This is a genomic window from Neptuniibacter sp. QD29_5 (assembly GCF_047778125.1).
Classification (GTDB): domain Bacteria; phylum Pseudomonadota; class Gammaproteobacteria; order Pseudomonadales; family Balneatricaceae; genus Neptuniibacter.
Genome location: NZ_CP180556.1, coordinates 355,720 through 378,115, shown reverse-complemented (window position 1 = coordinate 378,115; position 22,396 = coordinate 355,720). Strand labels below are relative to the sequence as shown.

General features: G+C 45.3%; 26 protein-coding genes. 11 read left to right on the top strand and 15 right to left on the bottom strand.

Going from position 1 to position 22,396, the window contains the following annotated elements:
* Positions 1 to 30 precede the first annotated feature (30 nt).
* A complete protein-coding gene (locus tag ACMXYR_RS01615) occupies positions 31 to 750 on the top strand; it encodes a DUF1223 domain-containing protein (protein WP_415902661.1) in 720 nt (239 codons plus the stop codon).
* A 78-nt stretch (positions 751 to 828) separates the two neighbouring features.
* Here ACMXYR_RS01615 and ACMXYR_RS01610 read toward each other — a convergent pair whose 3' ends face one another.
* A complete protein-coding gene (locus ACMXYR_RS01610) occupies positions 829 to 1,500 on the bottom strand; it encodes a Bax inhibitor-1/YccA family protein (RefSeq protein WP_415902660.1) in 672 nt (223 codons plus the stop codon).
* Positions 1,501 to 1,632: 132 nt separating this feature from the next.
* Between ACMXYR_RS01610 and nhaR the strand changes: the two genes are divergently transcribed.
* From nhaR to ACMXYR_RS01585, 5 genes are all read left to right on the top strand, one after another.
* Positions 1,633 to 2,532: a transcriptional activator NhaR gene (gene nhaR / locus ACMXYR_RS01605; RefSeq protein ID WP_415883275.1), complete on the top strand. Its 900-nt coding sequence runs from the start codon at positions 1,633 to 1,635 to the stop codon at positions 2,530 to 2,532.
* A 44-nt stretch (positions 2,533 to 2,576) separates the two neighbouring features.
* Complete coding sequence (locus ACMXYR_RS01600; RefSeq protein WP_415902659.1) at positions 2,577 to 3,404, top strand: polyphosphate kinase 2 family protein; 828 nt, start codon at positions 2,577 to 2,579, stop codon at positions 3,402 to 3,404.
* Between the two features lie 75 nt (positions 3,405 to 3,479).
* Positions 3,480 to 3,752: a hypothetical protein gene (locus ACMXYR_RS01595; RefSeq protein WP_415902658.1), complete on the top strand. Its 273-nt coding sequence runs from the start codon at positions 3,480 to 3,482 to the stop codon at positions 3,750 to 3,752.
* A 98-nt stretch (positions 3,753 to 3,850) separates the two neighbouring features.
* Entirely contained in the window at positions 3,851 to 4,054 is a 204-nt protein-coding gene (locus ACMXYR_RS01590; protein WP_415883272.1) for a hypothetical protein, read from the top strand.
* Between the two features lie 197 nt (positions 4,055 to 4,251).
* Positions 4,252 to 4,557 carry a c-type cytochrome gene (locus ACMXYR_RS01585; RefSeq protein WP_415883271.1) on the top strand — a complete coding sequence of 102 codons (306 nt, stop codon included), beginning with the start codon at positions 4,252 to 4,254 and terminating at the stop codon, positions 4,555 to 4,557.
* A 74-nt stretch (positions 4,558 to 4,631) separates the two neighbouring features.
* Here the strand turns inward: ACMXYR_RS01585 and ACMXYR_RS01580 are convergent, their stop codons facing one another.
* Together ACMXYR_RS01580 and pomA are read right to left on the bottom strand one after the other, a co-directional pair.
* A complete protein-coding gene (locus ACMXYR_RS01580; protein ID WP_415886742.1) occupies positions 4,632 to 5,573 on the bottom strand; it encodes a flagellar motor protein MotB in 942 nt (313 codons plus the stop codon).
* Positions 5,574 to 5,593: 20 nt separating this feature from the next.
* Positions 5,594 to 6,352, bottom strand: a complete 759-nt coding sequence (gene pomA / locus ACMXYR_RS01575; RefSeq protein WP_415902657.1) for a flagellar motor protein PomA — start codon at positions 6,350 to 6,352, stop codon at positions 5,594 to 5,596.
* A 173-nt stretch (positions 6,353 to 6,525) separates the two neighbouring features.
* Between pomA and ACMXYR_RS01570 the strand changes: the two genes are divergently transcribed.
* Genes ACMXYR_RS01570 through ACMXYR_RS01560 form a run of 3 tightly spaced genes read left to right on the top strand, consistent with a single transcriptional unit; the run spans position 6,526 to position 9,447 of the window.
* Complete coding sequence (locus tag ACMXYR_RS01570) at positions 6,526 to 6,768, top strand: exodeoxyribonuclease VII small subunit (RefSeq protein WP_415883268.1); 243 nt, start codon at positions 6,526 to 6,528, stop codon at positions 6,766 to 6,768.
* A 2-nt stretch (positions 6,769 to 6,770) separates the two neighbouring features.
* The gene (gene ispA / locus ACMXYR_RS01565; RefSeq protein ID WP_415902656.1) at positions 6,771 to 7,652 is read left to right on the top strand and encodes a (2E,6E)-farnesyl diphosphate synthase; all 882 of its coding nucleotides are present in this window, start codon (positions 6,771 to 6,773) and stop codon (positions 7,650 to 7,652) included.
* Positions 7,653 to 7,668: 16 nt separating this feature from the next.
* Complete coding sequence (locus tag ACMXYR_RS01560) at positions 7,669 to 9,447, top strand: 1-deoxy-D-xylulose-5-phosphate synthase (RefSeq protein ID WP_415902655.1); 1,779 nt, start codon at positions 7,669 to 7,671, stop codon at positions 9,445 to 9,447.
* Here the strand turns inward: ACMXYR_RS01560 and ACMXYR_RS01555 are convergent.
* The 10 genes from ACMXYR_RS01555 to ACMXYR_RS01510 form a co-directional block, all read right to left on the bottom strand.
* Entirely contained in the window at positions 9,444 to 9,920 is a 477-nt protein-coding gene (locus tag ACMXYR_RS01555) for a phosphatidylglycerophosphatase A (RefSeq protein ID WP_415895566.1), read from the bottom strand. The two genes, ACMXYR_RS01560 and ACMXYR_RS01555, sit on opposite strands and share 4 nt — an antisense overlap.
* Before the next feature lie 53 nt (positions 9,921 to 9,973).
* Entirely contained in the window at positions 9,974 to 10,939 is a 966-nt protein-coding gene (thiL, locus tag ACMXYR_RS01550) for a thiamine-phosphate kinase (RefSeq protein ID WP_415902654.1), read from the bottom strand.
* 3 nt (positions 10,940 to 10,942) lie between these two features.
* Positions 10,943 to 11,428, bottom strand: coding sequence for a transcription antitermination factor NusB (nusB, locus tag ACMXYR_RS01545; protein WP_415883263.1), 486 nt, complete (start codon positions 11,426 to 11,428; stop codon positions 10,943 to 10,945).
* Positions 11,429 to 11,434: 6 nt separating this feature from the next.
* A complete protein-coding gene (ribE, locus tag ACMXYR_RS01540; protein ID WP_415902653.1) occupies positions 11,435 to 11,908 on the bottom strand; it encodes a 6,7-dimethyl-8-ribityllumazine synthase in 474 nt (157 codons plus the stop codon).
* Between the two features lie 19 nt (positions 11,909 to 11,927).
* A complete protein-coding gene (gene ribBA, locus ACMXYR_RS01535; protein WP_415883261.1) occupies positions 11,928 to 13,046 on the bottom strand; it encodes a bifunctional 3,4-dihydroxy-2-butanone-4-phosphate synthase/GTP cyclohydrolase II in 1,119 nt (372 codons plus the stop codon).
* Between the two features lie 16 nt (positions 13,047 to 13,062).
* Entirely contained in the window at positions 13,063 to 13,731 is a 669-nt protein-coding gene (locus tag ACMXYR_RS01530) for a riboflavin synthase (protein ID WP_415902652.1), read from the bottom strand.
* On the bottom strand, positions 13,732 to 14,871 hold the full coding sequence (gene ribD, locus ACMXYR_RS01525; protein ID WP_415902651.1) for a bifunctional diaminohydroxyphosphoribosylaminopyrimidine deaminase/5-amino-6-(5-phosphoribosylamino)uracil reductase RibD: 1,140 nt from the start codon (positions 14,869 to 14,871) through the stop codon (positions 13,732 to 13,734).
* On the bottom strand, positions 14,868 to 15,344 hold the full coding sequence (nrdR, locus tag ACMXYR_RS01520; RefSeq protein ID WP_415902650.1) for a transcriptional regulator NrdR: 477 nt from the start codon (positions 15,342 to 15,344) through the stop codon (positions 14,868 to 14,870). Before nrdR ends, ribD begins: the two co-directional genes overlap by 4 nt.
* A gap of 126 nt (positions 15,345 to 15,470) precedes the next feature.
* Entirely contained in the window at positions 15,471 to 16,727 is a 1,257-nt protein-coding gene (glyA, locus tag ACMXYR_RS01515) for a serine hydroxymethyltransferase (RefSeq protein ID WP_415883257.1), read from the bottom strand.
* Between the two features lie 225 nt (positions 16,728 to 16,952).
* Entirely contained in the window at positions 16,953 to 17,369 is a 417-nt protein-coding gene (locus ACMXYR_RS01510; protein WP_415902649.1) for an Hsp20/alpha crystallin family protein, read from the bottom strand.
* A 177-nt stretch (positions 17,370 to 17,546) separates the two neighbouring features.
* On the opposite strand from ACMXYR_RS01510, the gene ettA reads away from it, so the two are divergent.
* Positions 17,547 to 19,211 (top strand): energy-dependent translational throttle protein EttA, encoded by a 1,665-nt coding sequence (gene ettA / locus ACMXYR_RS01505; protein ID WP_415886726.1) that lies wholly within the window; start codon positions 17,547 to 17,549, stop codon positions 19,209 to 19,211.
* Between the two features lie 54 nt (positions 19,212 to 19,265).
* On the opposite strand, the gene ACMXYR_RS01500 is transcribed toward ettA, so the two are convergent.
* Entirely contained in the window at positions 19,266 to 20,360 is a 1,095-nt protein-coding gene (locus tag ACMXYR_RS01500) for a GGDEF domain-containing protein (RefSeq protein ID WP_415902648.1), read from the bottom strand.
* Between the two features lie 209 nt (positions 20,361 to 20,569).
* Between ACMXYR_RS01500 and ACMXYR_RS01495 the strand changes: the two genes are divergently transcribed.
* Positions 20,570 to 20,941 carry a PilZ domain-containing protein gene (locus ACMXYR_RS01495; RefSeq protein ID WP_415902647.1) on the top strand — a complete coding sequence of 124 codons (372 nt, stop codon included), beginning with the start codon at positions 20,570 to 20,572 and terminating at the stop codon, positions 20,939 to 20,941.
* Here ACMXYR_RS01495 and radA read toward each other — a convergent pair whose 3' ends face one another.
* On the bottom strand, positions 20,942 to 22,321 hold the full coding sequence (radA, locus tag ACMXYR_RS01490; RefSeq protein ID WP_415902646.1) for a DNA repair protein RadA: 1,380 nt from the start codon (positions 22,319 to 22,321) through the stop codon (positions 20,942 to 20,944).
* Positions 22,322 to 22,396 lie beyond the last annotated feature (75 nt).

The following is a 22,396-nucleotide window of genomic DNA, read 5'->3' as shown; positions in this document are numbered from 1 at the left end:
AAGTCTCATAGGAAATGAGAGGGCAGAGTTATGAAATCGTTCACCAATTCGTTAATTGCAGCCAGCCTTTATTTCTTACCTCAAGCTTTAGCGGCTGAGCAGATCTTTGAAAATCAAGGAGCTGTCCCTCAGTTAGTTGAGCTATATACATCGGAAGGCTGTTCCAGCTGCCCTCCAGCAGAACACTATATCAACAGTTTTGTAGGCTCCGCAGACCTTTGGAAAAAGGTAGTGCCATTAGCCTTTCATGTGGACTATTGGGATTACATTGGCTGGGAAGATCGATTTGCCCAACCTGAGTTTAAACAGCGCCAATACAATCATCGCCGCTTAGGAAATTTCAGAAGTGTGTATACACCGGGCTGGATTAGCTCTGGCAAAGAATGGCGAGGTTTTTTCCAAGGCAAAGCCCTACCCTATCAATCTTCCTCTGGGGGACTGCTTAAAGCTAGCCTCAACAGCCAAACCCTCAAAGTAAGTTATACCCCAAAGAGGGACCGAAAGGTGCTTATAGCTCATGTTGCTGTACTCGGTTTTAATCTCAGTAGCCAAGTCACTTCAGGCGAAAATGCAGGCCGCTTACTTCAACATCAATTTGTGGTTTTACATAAACAACAAAAAGCCCAATCGGATTACAACTGGAGCTTTGAACTCCCCCATCTACAAACGTCTCAAAAGCACGCATTGGCCATTTGGGTTTCAGAACGAGATCAACAACCAATTCAAGTTGCTGCCGATTGGCTGAAATAAAAAAAGGCGACCTAAAAGGTCGCCTGAATACCCCAGTGGGGTTATCACAAGTGCATAGCTAATAAAGGGTTTAATGTCTTAATCTTCACCACCTAGGAAACCTAGGATATGCAATAAACTGGTAAACAAGTTATAGATGGACACATACAAGGACACTGTTGCCATGATGTAGTTTGTCTCACCGCCGTGCAGGATGTTGCTTGTCTCATAAAGAATAAAACCAGACATCAACAGTACAAACATTGCCGATACAGCTAAAGACAGAGCAGGAATCTGGAAAAAGATTGCCCCTAAGCCTGCAACAAACGCCAGTAAAACACCGACCATTAAGAAGCCACCTATAAAGGTAAAGTTCTTACGTGTGGTTAAAACATAAGCTGATAGGCCTAAGAAAATTATTCCTGTCATACCCATCGCATTCATTACGATGGAACCGCCACCCGGCATTGACAAATAATGACCAACAATAGGGCCTAGGGTGTAACCCATAAAACCAGTCAGAGCAAAGACTGAAGGTAATGCCCAAACACTATTGCGCAGCTTGTAGGTCAGAAAATATAAACCAAAAAAGCCGACTAAAGAGATGATGACACCGGGGTGAGGTAACTGGAGTGCAATGGATCCACCAGCAATGATCGCACTGAACAACAAAGTCATAGATAACAATGCATAGGTGTTGCGTAGTACTTTATTAGACTCTAACGCAGATGATTGCGTCTGAGCTGCTGAAGATCTTATAGATGTATTCATACACCCCTCCTGGTTTTTACTAACCAAAAGCCAAAAGGCTTTCCGGTATCAACAGTTCAAAATTTAACCGCATACCAAAAACAATAAAACTCGATTATTATTAACAAAAGCATCGATTTTACCGAGTTTTTGATGATTAATTACAAACACCTTCACTATTTCTGGATGGTCGCTAAAGAGGGGAGCATAGCTGCTGCTGCTGAGCGTCTGAGTGTTACACCACACACAATTAGTGCTCAGCTGAGCTTGCTTGATGACTACCTTGGCTGCTCTCTCTTCACAAAAGTAGGTAGGCAATTAGAACTCACCGAAACGGGTCATATGGTTTTAAGCTACGCCAGTGATATCTTTTCGTTGGGTGGCGAACTGGAAGAACGGGTCCGTAATTTAGATAAGATCCGTCCCTTAGTTTTCAAGGTAGGAGTGGTAGATGTAGTACCGAAATCGATCGCTTATCACCTACTCTCCCCAGCTATGGATGACATCAACAATGTCAGAATGATTTGCCATGAAGGTGATATCAACGAGCTACTCGCAGAGCTTGCCCTGCATAGATTAGATCTGGTGATTTCAGAATCACCTATACCTTCTGATGTCAGTATTAATGGTTTTAGCCATAGTTTAGGCACCTGTGGCAGTAGTTTTATGGCAAGCCCATCAGTAGTTGAGCAACTAAGTGGAGAGTTCCCCCACAATCTTAATGGTTCCCCTATGCTGCTTCCAAGCGAAACAACCATTGTCCGCTCACAACTGCTACAGTGGTTTAGTAAGAACCGTATCCATCCTCGAGTGGTAGGCGAATTTGATGACAGCGCATTGATTAAAGCATTCGCCAATGCTGGTAAAGGGATTATGGTGGTACCTACGCCGATTAGAGATGAAGTATCTGCGCAGCTCGGTTTGGTGACGCTAGGTGAAACCAATGAGATTGTGAATAACTTTTACGCAATTTCTATCGAACGAAAGATCTCGCATACCGCTGTGGAAAAGATCACTACAGCCGCTAGAGACTGGTTAAAAAGCAGTAGTTAGGAACCACTATAACCATTACTTAACACGATGAGGGAGAATTTTTAATGCATACACCCAGCCCGATTATACTTAAATATCCCTCTCCTCAATTAGATTCAATAGCATTCGAAGATGCGGTACTCGCAGATAAAAATGACTATCTAAAGAAATTGAAAAAATGGCAAAAGCGCATACTTGAAGTACAACAAGCTTATTATCATCAAAACCGCCGGGCCATAATTGTATTTGAAGGCTGGGATGCCAGTGGTAAAGGCGGCGCTATTAGACGTATCACCGAAAAGTTAGATCCTCGCGGTTTCACTGTTCACCCAATTAGTGCGCCAACATCAATCGAACAAAGCAAACACTACCTTCAGCGCTTCCAAGAAAAATTACCGCCCGCAGGTTCTATCGCGATATTTGATCGTTCGTGGTACGGCCGTGTATTAGTTGAGCGGGTTGAAGAGTTTGCTTCACCACAGCAATGGCAGAGAGCCTACCAAGAGATAAACGAATTTGAACGTAGCTTGATTGATGATGGTGCTCGCATAATAAAAATCTTTATGCACATCACCCCCGATGAACAACTGAGGCGTTTTACCGAGCGCCTAAACAATCCAGTGAAACGCTGGAAGCTAACCACAGAAGATATTCGTAATCGTGAACGTTGGGAAGATTATACTCACGCGATCAATGACATGTTGCACTACACACATACAGAAATTGCAGCGTGGAATGTCATTGCAGCCAACCATAAATGGTACACACGGATAGAAGCACTCAAATGTGTTGTAAAACAACTATCCTCTGAAGTTGATATAACACCGCCGCCTTTAGATCCTGAAGTCACTGCGGCCGCCTACTCCTCTTTAGGCATCAAAGCTAAAGACTGAATAGATAGGCTTCAGAAACAAAATCCTGAATGCCTACTATGCTGTTAGTATCGAACCAAGCAAAACGCAGCACTCATGAATACTTCTCGAAAAGAAAGCGTCATTCAAATAAGTATTCTGGATATTCAGAAACGTCTGCTTCCTCGCGCCTATGAACTTCGTGACCGTTTACAAGCAGGCCAAGCAGCAGAATCCTACGACCTCGAGTTTTTAGAGACTCTCCACAAAGCGATCCAGAATTTACATATACTTTCTACAGATTCACCAGAGCACCATCTATTTATTGGTAACTTAGTACAGCTTTACAGTGCACTCATCAGCATGGCACTAAAAAATTCCGAAGACTAAAGCCTCGCCCCCCCATTCAACAAAATCATCAATTGAATGACATATTTCTGTAATAAATCTAATGCATGATGAGTATTAAATTTAAAGAGGCAAAGAAAATGACAGAAACAACTTTAACAACTCAGCTGAAGCAGTTGCTGAAACGTGGCTATTCCGAAATGGATGTTCGCAACTTAGCAATGGCACCTAAAAACATCGTAGATCAGGCCATCGCAGAGTTTCATGCGGAAGAACGTATCCATGAAAAAACCATTCAAATTCAACATAACCAGGCTAATTTTGCCATGCGTTTAGGTAACTGAGCCCGCCAACCAAACCAATCTTTCCTGTATCAAGCTATCCTTTAGCATTATTTCGTTCTTCTATTGACTTTGTTCAGATACAATTCACTCTGTTTGGGTTACTAATAGATGCTACTAGGGGGTAGCAGACTTGGTTGTGAGGGCGAAGTCGAATTAGTCCCAATGACAAACTTATGAGCACCTACAGGAAAATTACAATGAAAAAACTACTGATGGCGACTGCAGCTGCAGCAATGATGATTCCAGCAGCAGCAATGGCAGAACGTGACGGAGCTACTGTTTACAACACTAAATGTGCAATGTGCCACGCATCTGGTGTTGCTGATGCACCTAAAGTAGGTGATGCTGCAGCGTGGGCAGAACGCTCAGCACAAGGCATCGATGCACTTTACGCTACAGCTGACAAAGGTAAAGGCCAAATGCCACCACGTGGTCTTTGCATGGACTGCACAGACGGCGAACTAAAAGCTGCGATCCAGTACATGGTTGATAACTCTAAGTAAGTTAGAGTTTCAGCAATAAAAAAAACCGCCTTTTGGCGGTTTTTTTATTGCTGAGGCTAAAAGCCCGCAAATATTTAGAAAATATTATCTGGCGTAAGGTTAATCAATTCACCATCAGAATCACCATCTTGACGTGCCTGAATCTTTTCTATGGACTCTTTATCCTTACCCTTCTGGACAATTATCTCTACGCGACGGTTTTTCACCCGGTTAGCACGAGTATCATTTGGCACTAATGGTTTAGTGTCTGCCAAACCTAAAACCTTAAAGCGAGATTGATCGATTCGAGGGTCACCAAATAACTCATGGGCTACCGCTAATGCACGAGCAACCGATAGATCCCAGTTAGACTCAAAGCGTCGACCGGCATATGGGATATTATCACTATGCCCTTCAATAGCGACACGCCCCTTAACATTCAAAAGCACATCACGGATTTTAGCCAACACTGGAATTGACTCAAACTTCAGTTCGGCAGAGCCAGAGTCAAAAGAGCCTTTCTCCTTGATACGAATGATAATTTTCTTACCATCCGTTTCTACTTCGACACTACCTTCACCAATCTCTTGAGCCAAAGCAGCAGCGAACTCAACCGCTTCCTCTTTCGCTTCCTGCTCTTGCTGCTTCTGTAACTCTTGCTCTTCACCTGCTTCTTTATCAGGCGAATCGCTTTCTCCCTCTTTCGATCGAATATCCAAGGTATTCATATCGTTGTTAACCGTCATCTGACGGACTTCATTAAGAGGGGTTGGTTCAGGTCGCCCTGGGCTAAATTCCTGCGCAATAATAGAAGTACCCTTAGGGATATCCTCTACTTTAATCTGGTTCTGAACACCAAACGCTTCGCGCATTGAACCTGCCAACTGCTTAAACTTCAGTACGTCCATCTCCGAGAAGGAAAGTAGAAGTACGAAGAAGCACATCAGCAGCGACATCAAGTCGCCAAAGGTCGCCAACCACGCGGGGAGCCCGGGGGGACAGGGGGGGCATTCTTGTTCTTCGGTATCGTCACTCATCGCTCTAGTCCTTTACCGAATTAACCTTCAGCCGCTGCACGCTTGCCTTCTGGCAGATAGTTACGCAACATTTGTTCGATTACACGAGGGTTTTGGCCTGCTTGAATAGCCAGTAAGCCGTCAATGATCAGAGCTGCATTCAAAGCTTCTTCATCTTTACGGACGTTCAATTTATCTGCTAGCGGGATTGTCACCATGGTCGCAAGCATTGCACCATAAAGCGTTGTTAGAAGTGCTACCGCCATCGCTGGACCGATCGATTTCGGGTCACTCATATTTGATAGCATCTGTACCAGACCTACCAGCGTACCGATCATACCCATCGCAGGACCTACATCCCCCATCGCGGAGAATACAGTCGCACCAAATTCATGGCGGTCATGAGTCAACTTAGCTTCTTTATTCAGCAGTCCTTTCACGACTTCAGGGTCGTGACCATCCACGAGTAATTGGATACCACGCTGCATAAAGTCGCTACTTACCGTTTTATCTTCAAGTGAAAGTAGACCACCTTTACGAGCAGCATCAGCGAGGTCTACAGTTTCAGCAATAATCTCTTCTGGATTGATCGACTTGAACATAAATGCTTTAGCCGCAACTTTGCCGGCCCCAAGGAACTGGGGCAATGTAAATTTCATTAATACAACAAAGATGGAACCGCCGACAACGATCAACAAAGACGGAGGGTTAATAAACACCCCGGCATCACCACCAGTGACGATCGCAGCTATTACAATACCAAAACTGCCTAATAATCCGACGAGCGTTGCTATATCCACTCATTACTCCTTAATTAAGCGCGCAAACCGTTCAAATCTAAGCTGCCTATCATAGCAAAAAAGTACAGGGTTTCACCCATCATACAATCGTTTAACTAATGAATTTGTATGTATATTTGCTTATAGCTGCTGGCTTCGGTAAGTTTAGCGCTTTCAATCTAAGATTCGCTCTTATGCCACGTAAGAAAAAAACAACTGACTTTGAACAATCCCTGCAAGCACTTGAATCCCTAGTGACCAAAATGGAACAAGGGGATCTTTCCTTGGAAGAGTCACTTCAAGCCTTTGAAGAGGGTGTCAGCCTAACTCGAGAGTGCCAAGGAATTCTTACTCAAGCAGAGCAAAAAGTTCAGCTTTTGATAGAATCCGACGGTGAACTTTCAACTAAACCGTTTACTGCAGATGAGGACAGCTGATCTTGGAGATCCGCAATCTACTCAAGAGCTACCAAGAGCGGGTAGATCACCACCTTCAGAAATGTATCAATAAAGACAGTATAGATCCGGTCTTACAAGAATCTATGCAATATTCACTATTCAATGGTGGAAAACGCATTCGACCGGCTTTGATCTATATGGTCAATGCAATGCTAGACAGCAGTCATGAACAAGCGGACAGCGCAGCGGCCGCTATAGAGTGCATACATAGCTACTCTTTGGTTCATGATGATCTTCCGGCAATGGATGATGACGACCTAAGACGAGGCAAACCTACCTGCCATATTGCTTTTGATGAAGCGACCGCAATATTAGCGGGTGACGCTCTGCAATGTTTAGCATTTGAATTAATCTCATCCGATGACAGTCTTTCGTCAGAGACTCGTTTAAACCTTATCCAGAAGCTGAGCCATGCGTCTGGGCATCAAGGTATGGTTGTAGGACAATCGTTTGATCTACGCAATGTAGGCAAATCTCTTTCACTTGCGCAGCTTGAAGCTATGCACCAACATAAAACAGGTGCGTTACTGACTTGCTCAGTACAAATGGGAGCCATCTGTGCAAGCTTAACAGATCAAAAACAGCTAGCAGCGCTAGAAGAATATTCCTATGCCATCGGCCTAGCCTTCCAAGTACAAGATGACATTCTCGATATAGAAGGCGACTCTGCAGTGATCGGAAAACCTCAAGGCTCTGATCTAGAACAGAATAAACCGACGTATCCTGCTCTATTAGGGTTGGAAGGTGCTAAGCTGAAATTACAGCAGCTTCATCAACAGGCCCTATCGGCATTAGATGTATTCGGCGCAGACGCATCAGAACTGAAAGCCCTCGCTGATTTTATTGTGCATCGTGACCACTAATAACTGATCAAGCTTTATGTTCCATACAATCCCAAGTAAACGCCCTAGGACACCTCTGTTGGATAGCATTGATAATCCAATCGCTCTGCGTTTACTCACACCCGAACAACTGCCAGAACTAGCTGAGCAATTAAGAGCCTATCTGCTCTATAGCGTCGGACAAAGTGGTGGACATTTCGGCGCGGGGCTCGGCGTAGTCGAACTTACAGTGGCTCTGCATTATGTTCTTAACACACCGCAAGATCATTTAGTGTGGGATGTAGGGCACCAATGCTACCCCCACAAAATCTTAACCGGCCGTCGCGAACAGTTACCCAAAATCCGCCAGCAAGAGGGACCATCCCCCTTCCCTAAACGGGACGAGAGCCCATACGATGATTTTGGTGTAGGTCATTCCAGCACCTCGATTAGTGCCGCTCTAGGCATGGCAATTGCCGATAAGATACGCGGTATAGATAGTAAATCTGTAGCCGTAATTGGTGACGGTGCTATGACTGCTGGTATGGCGTTTGAGGCGCTGAACCATGCAGCACATACCAACACCAACCTGCTTGTAATCTTGAACGACAACAACATGTCGATCTCCCACAATGAAGGTGGGCTGGCGACTTATCTAGCAAAAAACTTTAAAGACAGAAATGACGGTGAGACCACCACAGCTCTGTTTGAAGCACTGGAGTTTGAATATACAGGCCCTGTTGATGGTCATGACTTTTCCAAACTCGTACCGGTATTACAAGACGTTCTTAACCGACCGGGACCACAATTCCTCCATTTAGTAACAAAGAAAGGTAAGGGGTTCAAACCTGCTGAAGACGATCCGGTTGGTTATCACGCAATTACTAAGATCGATCCAATTCACCAAAAACCTACAAAGAAAATTAGTTACTCCAATGTCTTTGGTCGTTGGATCTGCGATCTAGCCGAACAAGACCCACACCTGACAGCCATTACCCCGGCTATGCGTGAAGGCTCAGATTTAGTGGAGTTTTCTCAGCGCTTTCCTGATCGTTATTTTGATGTCGCTATCGCCGAACAACACGCATTGACCCTAGCAGCAGGTATGGCCTGCCAAAATATTAAGCCGGTAGTGGCCATCTACTCGACTTTTCTACAGCGCGCTTATGATCAACTGATCCATGATGTGGCCATTCAAGACCTAGATCTATTGCTGGCCATCGATAGAGCAGGCTTAGTTGGGGAAGATGGTTCAACCCATGCGGGTTGCTTTGATATTGGTATGCTGCGCGGCTTACCAAAAGCTGTATTGATGACGCCATCAAGTGCTGAAGAGCTACGCGATATGCTCTTCACCGGTTACCAATATCAAGGCTTAGCTGCGGTTCGCTATCCACGGGGCAGCGTTCCAGCACAAATAGATACACCTATGCAGTCAATTGAGTTAGGGCAAAGCCGAACGCTCAATCAAGGCAGTAAAGTTGCGCTTCTAAATTTTGGACCTTTGCTAGAAACAGCTCAAGAGGTTGCAAACGACCAAGGTTATACCCTAATCGATATGCGCTTTGTTAAGCCTCTAGATCAAAACGCCCTTCAACATGTAGCAGAAAGTCATGACCTTTTGGTCAGTATAGAAGATCACAGCATCATTAGTGGCGCAGGCTCATCTGTGAGTGAGTACCTACATCAAGAAAAGATCAACACACCTTTACTGATGTTAGGCATACCTGATCGTTGGATTGGCCACGCATCTCGCGCACAGCAACTTCAACAATGCGGTCTTGATGCTGCAGGTATGATTAAGGCAATCGAAGAGCGGCTAATAGCGATCGTTTAAAGCCAAAAATAAGCGACTAACTGCAGAATGGCCGCGGCATAAACACCTGCCAGCAAGTCATCCAGCATAATACCCACACCACCAGAAACCTTCTGATCAGCCCATTTAATCGGCCAAGGTTTCCATATATCAAAAATACGGAATAGCACGAAGCCAAGAGCGATCCACTCCCAGCCACTTGGTGCAAGCGTCATAGTTAGCCAAAAACCAACAAACTCATCCCAGACAATGCCGCCATGATCATGCACACCAATATCTTTTGAAGTGCGATCGCATAGCCAAATACCGATGATAGTCGTAACCACCAACATTAATAGATAAAACGGCAAACTCAGGTGTTGGAACCAAAGATAGGGAATAATCGCAGCCAAAGTGCCGACCGTTCCTGGCATCCATGGAGCAGCACCACTACCTAGGCCAAACGCTAGAAAATGGATCGGATTTTTCCAAACAGTACTAGGTACTTTATTCACGGTTATTCCTTTACGGCTTAATCTAACAATCGCGCTAATAGCCTACTTGAACATCAGGATTGGTGGAAGTGATCATAACCTGAGCCAGCAATTTCACAAGCCTCTCCTCGAAGAAACAAACTGAGTTCTGACTCCGCTGTGACCTTACCAATAACGGCTACTGAGGTTGGCAAACTAGGAATTAACGCTAAATGCTCCGGCGGTAGGGTGAAACATAGCTCAAAATCCTCACCACCGGTCAACGCCCACTGCTGCGCCTGCTGTTCTCCATAAGTATCCACCAGCTGAGAAGAGACCGGCAAGGCTTCTATCTGCAATCGCGCACCTAGACTGCCACTCGCTTTTAATATGTGTGCTAAATCAGATAACAATCCATCAGAGATATCCACACAGCTGCTGGCATAACCCACTAACGATTGACCTAGGCCGATACGCGGTACAGGTGAATAGAAACGTTCGAGTAAATACTCGGCATGAGTTTCATCAGTAAAGCCATTAAGCAGCCCTTCAAGACCCCCACGGCTGTCACCTAAGTTACCGCTAACGCAGATAATATCGCCCGGTTTAGCCCCATGACGACAAAGTCCTTTCCCTTGAGGAACAAAGCCATGCACTTGAGCAGAGAGCGTAAGGGGACCACGTGTCGTATCACCGCCAATTAGTGCAATACTGTAGTCTTGGCAGCGTATACTTAATTGAGAACTAAAGCGTTGCAGCCAACCTGCGTCGGTTTGCGGCAACGTAAGCGCAAGCGTCAGCCAAGCTGGCTTTGCACCCATAGCTGCTAGATCACTAACAGTCGAACCCATAAGGCGATCTGCAAGTTGCTCTGGTTGTATATCAGGCAGAAAATGAGTGCCTTCAACCAGCGTATCAATAGAAACGGCCAGTTGCTGACCCTCGGGCAAATTAAGCAGTGCGCAGTCATCCCCTACCCCTAAAGCAACAGAAGCATCCGAAGATGCTTCTGAAACCTGTGCGAAGTAGCGCTGTATCAGCTCAAATTCACCCAGCGGCATAGCTTACGCTTTACCTTCTCGTTTAGCGCGAATTTCGGCCATACGAACACGTTGCGCTAGTTTATCTAGCACTCCGTTCACGTAACGATGACTGTCGGTTGCACCGAACGTCTTCGCCAATTCAACACTTTCATTGATCGCAACACGATAAGGCACTTCCATGCGTTTAGAAAGCTCATAAGCACCGATACGTAGAACATTCAATTCAACAGGATCCAACTCTTCGATCTGACGATCAAGGAAGTCAGTAAACAGACCATCAAGCTCTGTTTTAGTTGCCGCAACGTTCTGCAACAGTTCAGAGAATAAACGTACATCCGTATCACGCATGTCGTTATCTACACGGAATTGCGCTTCTAGTTCATGCAGAGGCTGACCAGCCAATGACCAAGAATACAAAGCCTGCAGCGCATAGCTACGAGCATTACGACGCTGAGATGTTAGCGAAGGTTTCTTTTTAGCTGCAGATTTTTTTTCGTTGTCACTCATCTGGCTTTAAACCTCAAGCTGCTTAAGCAAGCTAACCATTTCCAGAGCGGAAAGCGCTGCTTCTGCACCTTTGTTACCCATTTTAGTACCTGAACGCTCAACAGCTTGTTCGATGCTGTTTACTGTAAGGATGCCGTTCGCAATAGGAAGATCGTAATCCAAAGATACCTGAGCAACACCTTTAGAGCTCTCGCCCGATACGTACTCAAAGTGTGGAGTACCGCCACGGATAACCGCACCTAGTGCGATGATCGCGTCATCTTTCTTCTGCGCTGCAACGCGTTTAACTGCCAACGGAATTTCGAAAGCACCAGGCACACGGATTACACGAATATTATCTTCGCCTACGCCATGACGCTTTAGAGTGTCGATTGCCCCCTCTAGCAAGCTCTCAACAACGAATGCATTAAAACGGCCAACAACAATTGCATAGTTGCCGTCTGCGTTTACAAAATCACCTTCAAAGGTTTTAACAGTCATGATTTAAATACCGTTACAGTTATTCTTCACAAGGAATATATTCTTCAATCTCCAGATCAAAACCAGAGATCGCATTAAACTTCATTGGAGAGCTAAGTAGGTTCATTTTACCTACGCCTAGGTCTCGCAAGATTTGTGAACCAGTACCTACCGTTAGGTAAGCACCTGATGCACTAACATTAATTTTGGATTTCTGACGACCGTTGATCATCAGATCCGTCGCATCGCTTAGATCGATACGGTCGCCCGTATCAAGTAGAAGCACAACACCTTGTCCCTCTTTAGCAACACGTTCCAATGCTTTACGCATAGTCCATTTCGGCTCATCGCCAGGTGCTACCGCACCGACTACATCACGTAGCACCTCTGTACGGCTGTGGACACGTACATATGCTGGCTCATCAGCTTTCAGTTCACCTAAGGTCATCGCAAGATGCGTACAATTTTGAATTTCGTCACGGTAAGTGATGTAGTTAAAATCACCGTACTCAGTAGACATCACACCTTCGGATTCACGTGCAACTGTATGCTCATTAGCAGTACGGTAGTGAATTAGATCCGCAATTGTACCGATCTTAAGATTGTGCTTTTCCGCAAACTCTTCCAGATCAGGACGACGCGCCATAGTGCCGTCATCATTCATAATCTCAACGATCGCAGCCGCTGGCGTAAAACCTGCTAAACGTGCTAGATCACAACCCGCTTCAGTATGACCAGCACGGCTTAAAACTCCACCCGGCTGAGCCATAAGTGGGAAGATATGACCTGGCTGAACAATATCTTCTGCCTTGGCATCTGCTTTTACGGCTGTACGTACAGTCAAAGCACGGTCAGCAGCAGAGATACCTGTCGTTACACCTTCCGCCGCTTCAATAGACATCGTAAAGTTAGTTGAGAACTGAGCACCATTGCTCTGTACCATCAGAGGTAAGTTCAACTGCTCACAACGCTCACGCGTCAACGTTAGGCAAATAAGGCCACGAGCGTGAGTCGCCATAAAGTTGATATCATCCGGGCGAACCATCTCTGCAGCAATTACAAGATCGCCTTCATTCTCGCGATCTTCATCATCCATCAGGATGACCATTTTTCCCTGACGAATATCTTCAATCAATTCTTGCGGGGTATTTAATTTCATTAACTTCGTACCGTCGTTAGCGGTTAAAACCGTGAGCGATTAAGGTATCCATTGTCAGACCCTGTTCGCTCTGTTCATTATTATCAGTTGTTTGACCATGACCAATTAAGCGCTCTAGATAGCGAGCGATGATATCCACTTCCAAATGAACCTGTCGTCCTGTGACATATTCAGTCATGATCGTTTCTTGTGCCGTGTGAGGCACAATATTCAATTCAAAGCAGTCACCGTCAAGGGCATTTACCGTCAAACTAATACCATCAACCGTCACTGAGCCTTTCGCTGCTAAATAACGTTGAATCGCAGCAGGTGCTTTGACACTAAAGCGAATAGAACGAGCATCTTCACTACGCGATACTATTTCACCAATACCATCGACATGGCCAGTGACAATATGACCACCTAAGCGGCTGGTCGGCATCAATGCCTTTTCCAGATTCACTCGCTCTCCAATCGCTAAAGTATGAAAACGCGTATGAGCCAATGTTTCTCGAGAAACATCAGCAATAAAGCCATCACCCGGCAATTCTACTGCGGTTAGGCAAACACCATTAGTGGCGATGCTATCACCCAGTTTAACGTCCGCCAGATCCAACTGACCTGTGCGAACATATAAGCGCATATCACCCGCTTGCTCTTCAATCGCTGCAATCGTACCTACAGCTTCAATAATACCGGTGAACATCTATGCATTTACTCCATATTGAGGCTGTAAGATCAGTTTTAGATCATCACCCAACATGCGACTATCTAACATCTGCAGCTCTACCTGCTCTGACATTTTAGTTAAGGGTAGCTCAAATAATGGCTTAGCCTGACTTCCTAACAACTTCATCGCCATATAAACATGAAGTTCGTCAGCCAGTTTCTGCTCTACAAACGCACCGGCCAACACAGAACCGGTTTCAACAAGCAGATCGTTACACTGCTCTTCAGACGCGAGCCAACGTAACAAAGGCAATAAAGCCACTCGGCCATTTTCAGCAGGCATCACTAGAACTTCTGCACCTGCATCCTTAAGTTTGTTCTGCACTATTGTATCATCAGAACAGGTAACAATAAGCGTTCTCCCCGGCTGCTTAAGAGTGGAAGCAGTCAGAGGCATCTGTAGATGACTATCCAATACAACGCGTAATGGCTGTTTCTGTACGACATCCGCAACATTAGGCAGATTTAACTGCGCTTCGCGAACCGTCAGTGCTGAGTCATCTTGTAGAATGGAACCTATACCAGTCAGAATCACTGACGATTGAGCGCGCAATTTCTGTACATCACCACGTGCAGCTGGGCCAGTAATCCACTTGGATTCACCTGAAGCCATCGCTGTTCGGCCATCAAGGCTGATCGCAGATTTAACCCTAACAAAAGGTAAACCCGTCTCCATACGCTTGATAAAACCAGGGTTCAACGCTCGAGCTGATTCTTCAAGTAAACCTGATGTAGCTTCAATACCCGCTTCACGGAGCATAGTCATACCACGACCAGCAACCTGAGGGTTTGGATCAACCATCGCGGCAACAACACGCGTCACACCAGCGTTGATTAATGCCTCAGAACAAGGCGGAGTACGACCATAATGGCTACAAGGCTCTAGGGTTACATACGCTGTCGCCCCTTTCGCTTCTTCACCCGCAGCACGAAGTGCATTCACCTCGGCATGGCCTTCACCTGCGCGATAGTGAAACCCTTCACCCACGATATTGCCCTGTTTGACTAACACACAGCCAACACGCGGATTAGGTTGCGTGGTATATAGCCCCTCTTTCGCCAACTGAATGGCGCGGGCCATATATTCGCGATCAGAGACAGACCAAGTCGCACTCACTTAGCAGCACCCTCGATATCATGCTCTTCCGATAAGCGTTCGATCTCAGCTTTAAACTCATTAATATCTTGAAAACTACGATACACAGAAGCAAAACGCACATAAGCAACTTCATCAAGTTTACGTAGTTCGGCCATCACCTCTTCACCAATCTGGCGTGAAGGTAGCTCGCGCTCACCTGTCGCACGTAGACGATGTTTAATACGGTTAATACAAGCTTCGAACTCTTCGATAGAGACGGGACGTTTTTCTAACGCTCGATGAATACCTGCACGGAGTTTTTCATCATCAAACGGTTGGCGAGAGCCATCAGCCTTAATTAGGCGAGGCATCAGCAGTTCTGCAGCTTCGTAGGTGGTAAAGCGCTCATTACAGTTAATACACTCGCGGCGGCGTCGCACCTGCTGACCTTCGGCCACCAGTCGAGAATCAACCACTTTGGTTTCATTGGCATGACAAAAAGGACAATGCATCAACTTTTCCTGTGTAAAGAGCGTCTATCTTCTCTGAGCTTAGTCTGAGAACAAAAAAGGGCGACCTTTTGGGTCGCCCGGGGATTGTACATTTTTCCGACTATAACTTACAGCCGGAACCCTGTTTTACTTGTATACAGGGAAACGTGCGCAGATCTCTTTAACTTGAGATTTAACACGTGCGATCACATCATCATTGTTGATGTCATCTAGAATATCGCAGATCCAATTTGTTAGCTCTGTAACTTCTGCTTCTTTGAAACCACGGCGCGTTACAGCTGGCGTACCGATACGTAGACCAGATGTTACAAACGGAGAACGTGGATCATTTGGAACAGAGTTTTTGTTTACAGTGATGTTGGCACGACCTAGCGCTGCATCAGCATCTTTACCTGTAAATTCTTTGTCGATCATATCAACAAGGAATAGGTGATCATCAGTACCTTCAGAAACGATCTTAATGCCGCGTTTCATGAAAGTTTCAGCCATCGCCTGAGCGTTTTTAACAACCTGAGCTTGATACTCTTTCCACTCTGGGTCCATCGCTTCTTTGAAGCAAACCGCTTTACCAGCGATTACGTGCATCAATGGGCCGCCCTGAGATTCTGGGAATACAGCGAAGTTAAGTTTTTTCTGCAGATCTTCATCAGCATTTGCCGATAGGATCAAACCACCACGTGGACCACCAAGTGTTTTGTGAGTTGTTGTTGTAACAACGTCAGCAACACCGATTGGAGATGGGTAAACGCCTGCAGCAACAAGACCAGCGATGTGCGCCATATCAACAAATAGGAACGCGCCTACTTTGTCTGCGATATCGCGGAAACGCTGCCAATCAACAACACGTGAGTATGCAGAGAAACCTGCAACGATCATTTTTGGCTTGTGCTCTTCAGCTAGACGCTCAACTTCAGCGTAATCGATCTCACCCGTTTCTGGGTTTAGACCATACTGAACCGCATTGTAGATACGACCAGAGAAAGAAACCGCAGCACCGTGAGTCAAGTGACCGCCGTGGGCAAGGCTCATACCTAGAACAGTATCGCCTGGCTGACAAAGCGCCATGTAAACAGCAGCGTTAGCTTGAGAACCAGAATGAGGCTGAACGTTTGCGTAAGTCGCACCGAACAACTCTTTAGCACGATCAATCGCTAGCTGCTCAACAACATCTACGTGTTCACAACCACCGTAGTAACGCTTGTTAGGGTAACCTTCAGCGTATTTGTTAGTCAGCGCAGAACCCTGAGCTTCCATAACGCGAGGGCTAGTGTAGTTTTCAGACGCAATCAGTTCGATGTGCTCTTCCTGACGTACAGTTTCAGCCTGCATTGCAGACCATAGATCCGCGTCGAAATCAGCGATAGTCATATCTTTGCTAAACATTGGAGTTTCTGTCCCCTGAATACAATGTGAACCCTGTTCAGCTGCAATAACAACGGCAAAGCCGCCAGAACATTCCAGCGTAGAACCATTTGGGAATTGGGAAAGCGCGTATTATAGCGAAACATTTCCGCGGATACACTTGAATCATCCGCAAAACTGCTTCAATTTTATTCAATAAAAAGAGCTCAGGGGCTCCCCCAAGCTCTTTTTACAATCGGAATAGGATCATTCGACTTTTACATTCGCCGTTTTAGCAGCGCCCTGGTCTGGCTTGGGCAAATTGACTTCCAACACGCCATTATAAAATTTCGCTGTAATTTTATCTGGATCAACACTTTCACCAACAGATAACCGTCTTACAAATTGTCCGAAATGACGCTCCTGACGAATTATTTTCCCTTCTTTTTCTTCCTTATCCTCTGTTTTAGTTTCAGCCTTAATCGTTAACAAACCATGCTCCAAACTTACCTGTACATCCTCTTTTTTCACTCCAGGTAAATCTGCCTTTATACAGTACCCGGTATCAGATTCATGAATATCTATAGCAGGCACTTTATCATCACCGCTTGCAGTCACTGGAACAAAGAAACGATTCAAGAAAGCATCATCAAAAAGGCTGTTAAATCTTGATAGTTCACCCATGATCACTCTCCTCTATTGTGTGGTTACTTTCTATACAGCAGATTCATAATCTCAGTTTAGAAAGCCTTTCGACTCTCGCCAGTTCAAAAATTGATCAGGATCAAGATAGATATTAATTACCAATTTCCGGTAAAATCGGGAGCATTAATTATTTAACAAATAAGAGTTGAACCCTTCATGGCTCAGTACGTTTATTCAATGAACCGCGTTGGCAAAATCGTTCCGCCAAAGCGTGAAATCCTGAAAGATATCTCTCTTTCTTTTTTCCCAGGTGCCAAAATCGGTGTATTGGGTCTAAACGGTGCGGGTAAATCTACCCTGCTAAAAATCATGGCTGGCTTAGATACCGACATCATCGGTGAAGCTCGCCCAATGCCTGGCATCAACGTTGGTTACCTACCTCAGGAACCAGAACTAGACGAAACAAAAACCGTTCGCGAGATCGTTGAAGAGTCAGTTGCTGATGTAAAAGAAGCGCTAGATGGCCTAGAAGCTGTTTATGCAGCTTACGCAGAACCAGATGCGGACTTTGATGAATTAGCTAAGAAACAAGCTGAATTCGAAAATTTGATCCAAGCGAAAGATGGTCACAATCTTGAAACAGCACTGGAACGTGCTGCTGATGCGATGCGTCTTCCAGCTTGGGATGCAGAAGTTAAGCACCTATCCGGTGGTGAACGTCGTCGTGTAGCGCTATGCCGCTTACTATTAGACAAACCAGACATGCTACTTCTAGACGAACCGACCAACCACTTGGATGCAGAATCTGTTGCTTGGATCGAGCGTTTCCTTCAGGAATACCCAGGTACCGTTGTGGCGATTACCCACGACCGTTACTTCCTAGATAACGCTGCAGGCTGGATTTTGGAACTAGACCGTGGTCGCGGCATTCCATACGAAGGTAACTACTCTTCTTGGCTAGAACAGAAAGAAGCTCGCTTAGAACAAGAAGCGAAGCAGGAAGCGGCTCACCGTAAATCTGTTTCTGCCGAACTTGAATGGGTACGCCAAGGTTCTAAAGGCCGTCAATCTAAATCCAAAGCGCGTCTTAAGCAGTTCGAAGAGATGAACTCTAAAGAGTTCCAATCTCGTAATGAAACACAGGAAATCTACATTCCACCAGGACCACGTCTTGGCGATAAAGTTATCGATGCGAATGGTATTTCTAAAGCTTATGGCGACAAAGTCCTGTTTGAAGACCTAAGCTTCTCGATTCCACAGGGTGCTATCGTTGGTATCATCGGTGGTAACGGCGCTGGTAAATCTACGCTGTTCCGTATGATCGCAGGTGAAGAGCAGCCAGATTCTGGTGAGATCGAAATCGGTTCCACTGTTCAATTAGCTTACGTTAACCAGTCTCGCGATCTAAACGGCGACAAAACAGTATTTGAAGAACTATCTGATGGTCAGGACATGATCACAGTAGGTAACTACACGACGCCTTCTCGCTCTTACTGTGGACGCTTTAACTTCAAAGGCGGCGATCAGCAGAAGTTCGTTAAAGATCTTTCTGGTGGTGAGCGTAACCGTCTACATATGGCGAAACTGCTTAAAGAAGGCGGCAACGTTCTACTATTAGACGAACCAACCAACGACCTTGATATCGAAACACTACGTGCCCTTGAGGAAGCTCTTTTAGCATTCCCAGGTTGTGCGGTAGTTATTTCCCACGACCGTTGGTTCCTTGACCGTATCTGTACTCACATGCTGGCTTACGAAGGTGACTCCCACGTAGAGTTCTTCGAAGGCAACTACACTGAGTACCAAGCTGATTACAAACGCCGCTACGGTAAAGAGCATCAGCCAGAACGTATCAAGTACAAGCGTATTGCGGATCTATAATTCCTATACCAATAAAAAAGCCGGGCAGTGCCCGGCTTTTTTATTTCAAAACAATTAGTCAGCAATATTAACCTTATCTCGGCCCGTATCTTTAGCACTGTAAAGAGCATCGTCGGAGCGTTGCAATAGCGAATCCACGTCATCTTCAGCTTTCAAACTGGCAACACCTATACTAGTGGTAAAGCCAATTCGTTCTCCAGAAGGAGTTTTCACCTGCTCATCGTGGCAACCCACGCGGATCTGCTCAGCCACTTCGACAGCTCTCTCCGTATCAAAACCAGGCAGCACCATTAAAAACTCTTCACCACCATATCGGCAGACAAGATCCATTCTTTTACGAGCAGATTTTCGCATTACTTTTGCGAAACGCTTCAAAACTATATCTCCTGCAGCATGCCCATACTGGTCATTAAAGTTTTTGAACTTATCAAGATCAAACAACAAAACACTGAGAGGCTTTCCTTGCTCACGCATGAGTTTAATATCGCCATCCAATTGTTCCATAGCCTGCCTTCTATTAGCCAATCCTGTTAGAGGATCTCGAGTAGCTTGACGATACAAACCAAGCAACATATTAAGCTGATTTACCGCGGCCCAACAGGCAATCAACCCAAGCACAGCTAATAGCCAAAGACTGTTAATACCTTCAACGCTCCCCGCTATATCCCTAACCAGTTGAGTGCTGTATTCAACCACTAACAAAACCGCTGCATACCCTAGCGCCTCTAAAATAGACAAAGGAAAAACAGCCATCATCGTCATAATCATAAATGGAAAGAAGTGGTATCCCGCGACATTAGATTCATAGCCATGGGCGATTAGCATCGAGCTAGATACACATTGGAAAGCTGATAAGATTATTACAAGTAACGCTAGCCTTAGTTTAGCGAGTCTCATGCTATAGCGTTTAAAACCCCACAAGGCCAAAGCGATACAAGCCAAGGCAGTAGCTGCCCTAGCATAGGCAATAGACTGCAACATATCTTTTGGCAGCAAAAGATAATCTACCAGTAACCAAGCAGGCTGAATCAAAGCGAGTAATAGTGAAATAATTCGGATACGACGGAACAGAAAGTGACTGCGCGTCTGATTAAAATACCTTGAATGGCGACGACCACTAGAAAGATCTAGAAACGTTTCTAACAACATATATTTTACAACTTGTGTTTTTATTTTTGTTATATAACCGAATATACAATGATAACTTCAACATTGCATTCCAGCTCAGATACCAACCTATGCGAAAGACCTTTTCTTTTCAAGGGTTATATAAACGATAAATCCTTGACCCCATTTTTTTTTGAAGTAATGTCTATAATTATATGAGTTAAATACACTTTTTCTTAGGAAGAAATGCTGTGACCACATCAGATACTGAACGCCGTCGCTTTACCCGTATCAACTTTGATGCTCAGACTGAATTGAAGCAAAATAACGACACTTGGGACGTTACCCTAGTCGATATTTCTTTCAATGGTATTCTTGTAAAAAGTGAGCAAGCACTAGCACTCCAAAAAGGAGATGAGGTTCAAGCTGTCATTCATCTGCTCGGTGATGACATTGCAATCCGTACACCAGCAACATTAGCCCATCAACGTGACAATGAGTACGGTTTTCTCATCGAGAATTTGGATTTAGATTCATTGACACTATTACGCCGCCTAGTCGAACTTAACTTAGGCGACGAAGCATTACTAGAACGTGAATTAGATCATTTTTTTGAAGACTAACTAGAGCGCCTCTAAAGCCTCAGTCAGTTTAGTAACAGCTACAACCTCCATACCTTGAAGCTGCTCTTTAGGGACGTTTCCTTTGGGAACGATCGCACGTTTAAAGCCATGCTTAGCAGCTTCTCGGATCCTTTCCTGACCGTTCGGCACAGGACGAATTTCACCCGATAAGCCCACCTCACCAAACACCATCAGATCATGTGGTAAAGATTGATCCCTGAAGCTGGACACAACTGCCAATAGCAAAGCCAAATCAGCACTAGTCTCTAGTACCTTCACCCCGCCAACAACGTTAACAAAGACATCCTGATCGCCTGTCATTATACCGCCATGACGATGCAAAACAGCTAGCAGCATAGCCATGCGATTTTGCTCCAAACCTACGGCAACACGGCGCGGATTATTCATGTGGGATTGATCGACCAACGCCTGAATTTCCACCAACAGCGGACGAGTCCCTTCCCAAACCACCATCACAACGCTACCAGGGCTCGGACCTTCTTCACGGCTAAGAAATATTGAACTTGGATTTTTAACTTCCTTTAGGCCGTTTTCGAGCATGGCGAAAACACCCAATTCATTCACCGCACCAAAACGGTTTTTATGCGAGCGTAAGGTTCTAAAACGAGAATCAGACGACCCCTCAAGCTGAAGGGAACAGTCAATCATATGTTCCAAAACTTTGGGCCCTGCCAAAGAGCCATCTTTAGTGACATGACCCACAAGAAATAGAACTGTACCCGTTTGTTTTGCATACCGAGTCAGGTACGCAGCTGACTCCCTTACCTGAGATACAGAACCCGGCGCTGATTGCACATCAGCCATGTGCATCACTTGGATAGAATCAATAACCATCACTTTCGGTTTTAGCTGTTGAGCGGTGTTACAGATTTCTTCAACGCTAGTTTCAGAGAGCATTTTTAATTGCGCGGTTGGCAAACCTAAACGGCTAGCGCGCATCGCCACCTGCTGCAAAGATTCCTCACCCGTGACATAAAGTGCAGGCATCTGTTCAGCCAAAAAACACATCGTCTGTAACAACAAAGTACTTTTACCGGCACCTGGATGACCACCCATCAAAACTGCAGACCCAGGAACCAAACCACCACCAAGCACTCGATCCAGCTCGCCTGCGCCGGAAGTAAAGCGCGGCATCTCCTCTAACGCTACTTCAGAGAGATTAACCACCTTATCTTTACCAGCACCACCAGCATAACCATCAAAACGCACATTACGCGCTTCGTTCGTAGCGGTCTTCGCAGTCGCTAAACGTACCTCGGTTAAGGTATTCCAAGCATTACAGGCGGTACACTGCCCTTGCCACTTAGTGTAATCGGCTCCACAGTCATTACATACGTAGGCTGTTTTTTGGCGTGCCATCACTCTCTCCAAAGCTTTATCTATAAGTAAGAATTCTACCCAACACTCTGCTTATAACCTATAGATCTTTTCTTA

Bases quoted from the DNA above. Each gene is read 5' to 3' on its own strand.
- ribE (WP_415902653.1), bottom strand. From the start codon at position 11,908: ATGACTGTTAAAACCTTTGAAGGTGATTTTGTAAACGCAGACGGCAAC.
- radA (WP_415902646.1), bottom strand. From the start codon at position 22,321: ATGGCACGCCAAAAAACAGCCTACGTATGTAATGACTGTGGAGCCGAT.
- ACMXYR_RS01585 (WP_415883271.1), top strand. From the start codon at position 4,252: ATGAAAAAACTACTGATGGCGACTGCAGCTGCAGCAATGATGATTCCA.
- ACMXYR_RS01615 (WP_415902661.1), top strand. From the start codon at position 31: ATGAAATCGTTCACCAATTCGTTAATTGCAGCCAGCCTTTATTTCTTA.
- thiL (WP_415902654.1), bottom strand. From the start codon at position 10,939: ATGCCGCTGGGTGAATTTGAGCTGATACAGCGCTACTTCGCACAGGTT.
- nrdR (WP_415902650.1), bottom strand. From the start codon at position 15,344: ATGCATTGTCCTTTTTGTCATGCCAATGAAACCAAAGTGGTTGATTCT.
- ACMXYR_RS01590 (WP_415883272.1), top strand. From the start codon at position 3,851: ATGACAGAAACAACTTTAACAACTCAGCTGAAGCAGTTGCTGAAACGT.
- ACMXYR_RS01560 (WP_415902655.1), top strand. From the start codon at position 7,669: ATGTTCCATACAATCCCAAGTAAACGCCCTAGGACACCTCTGTTGGAT.
- ettA (WP_415886726.1), top strand. From the start codon at position 17,547: ATGGCTCAGTACGTTTATTCAATGAACCGCGTTGGCAAAATCGTTCCG.
- ribBA (WP_415883261.1), bottom strand. From the start codon at position 13,046: ATGAAATTAAATACCCCGCAAGAATTGATTGAAGATATTCGTCAGGGA.
- glyA (WP_415883257.1), bottom strand. From the start codon at position 16,727: ATGTTTAGCAAAGATATGACTATCGCTGATTTCGACGCGGATCTATGG.
- ACMXYR_RS01500 (WP_415902648.1), bottom strand. From the start codon at position 20,360: ATGTTGTTAGAAACGTTTCTAGATCTTTCTAGTGGTCGTCGCCATTCA.
- ACMXYR_RS01510 (WP_415902649.1), bottom strand. From the start codon at position 17,369: ATGGGTGAACTATCAAGATTTAACAGCCTTTTTGATGATGCTTTCTTG.
- ACMXYR_RS01595 (WP_415902658.1), top strand. From the start codon at position 3,480: ATGAATACTTCTCGAAAAGAAAGCGTCATTCAAATAAGTATTCTGGAT.
- nusB (WP_415883263.1), bottom strand. From the start codon at position 11,428: ATGAGTGACAACGAAAAAAAATCTGCAGCTAAAAAGAAACCTTCGCTA.
- ACMXYR_RS01610 (WP_415902660.1), bottom strand. From the start codon at position 1,500: ATGAATACATCTATAAGATCTTCAGCAGCTCAGACGCAATCATCTGCG.
- nhaR (WP_415883275.1), top strand. From the start codon at position 1,633: ATGATTAATTACAAACACCTTCACTATTTCTGGATGGTCGCTAAAGAG.
- ACMXYR_RS01600 (WP_415902659.1), top strand. From the start codon at position 2,577: ATGCATACACCCAGCCCGATTATACTTAAATATCCCTCTCCTCAATTA.
- ACMXYR_RS01580 (WP_415886742.1), bottom strand. From the start codon at position 5,573: ATGAGTGACGATACCGAAGAACAAGAATGCCCCCCCTGTCCCCCCGGG.
- ACMXYR_RS01530 (WP_415902652.1), bottom strand. From the start codon at position 13,731: ATGTTCACCGGTATTATTGAAGCTGTAGGTACGATTGCAGCGATTGAA.
- ACMXYR_RS01570 (WP_415883268.1), top strand. From the start codon at position 6,526: ATGCCACGTAAGAAAAAAACAACTGACTTTGAACAATCCCTGCAAGCA.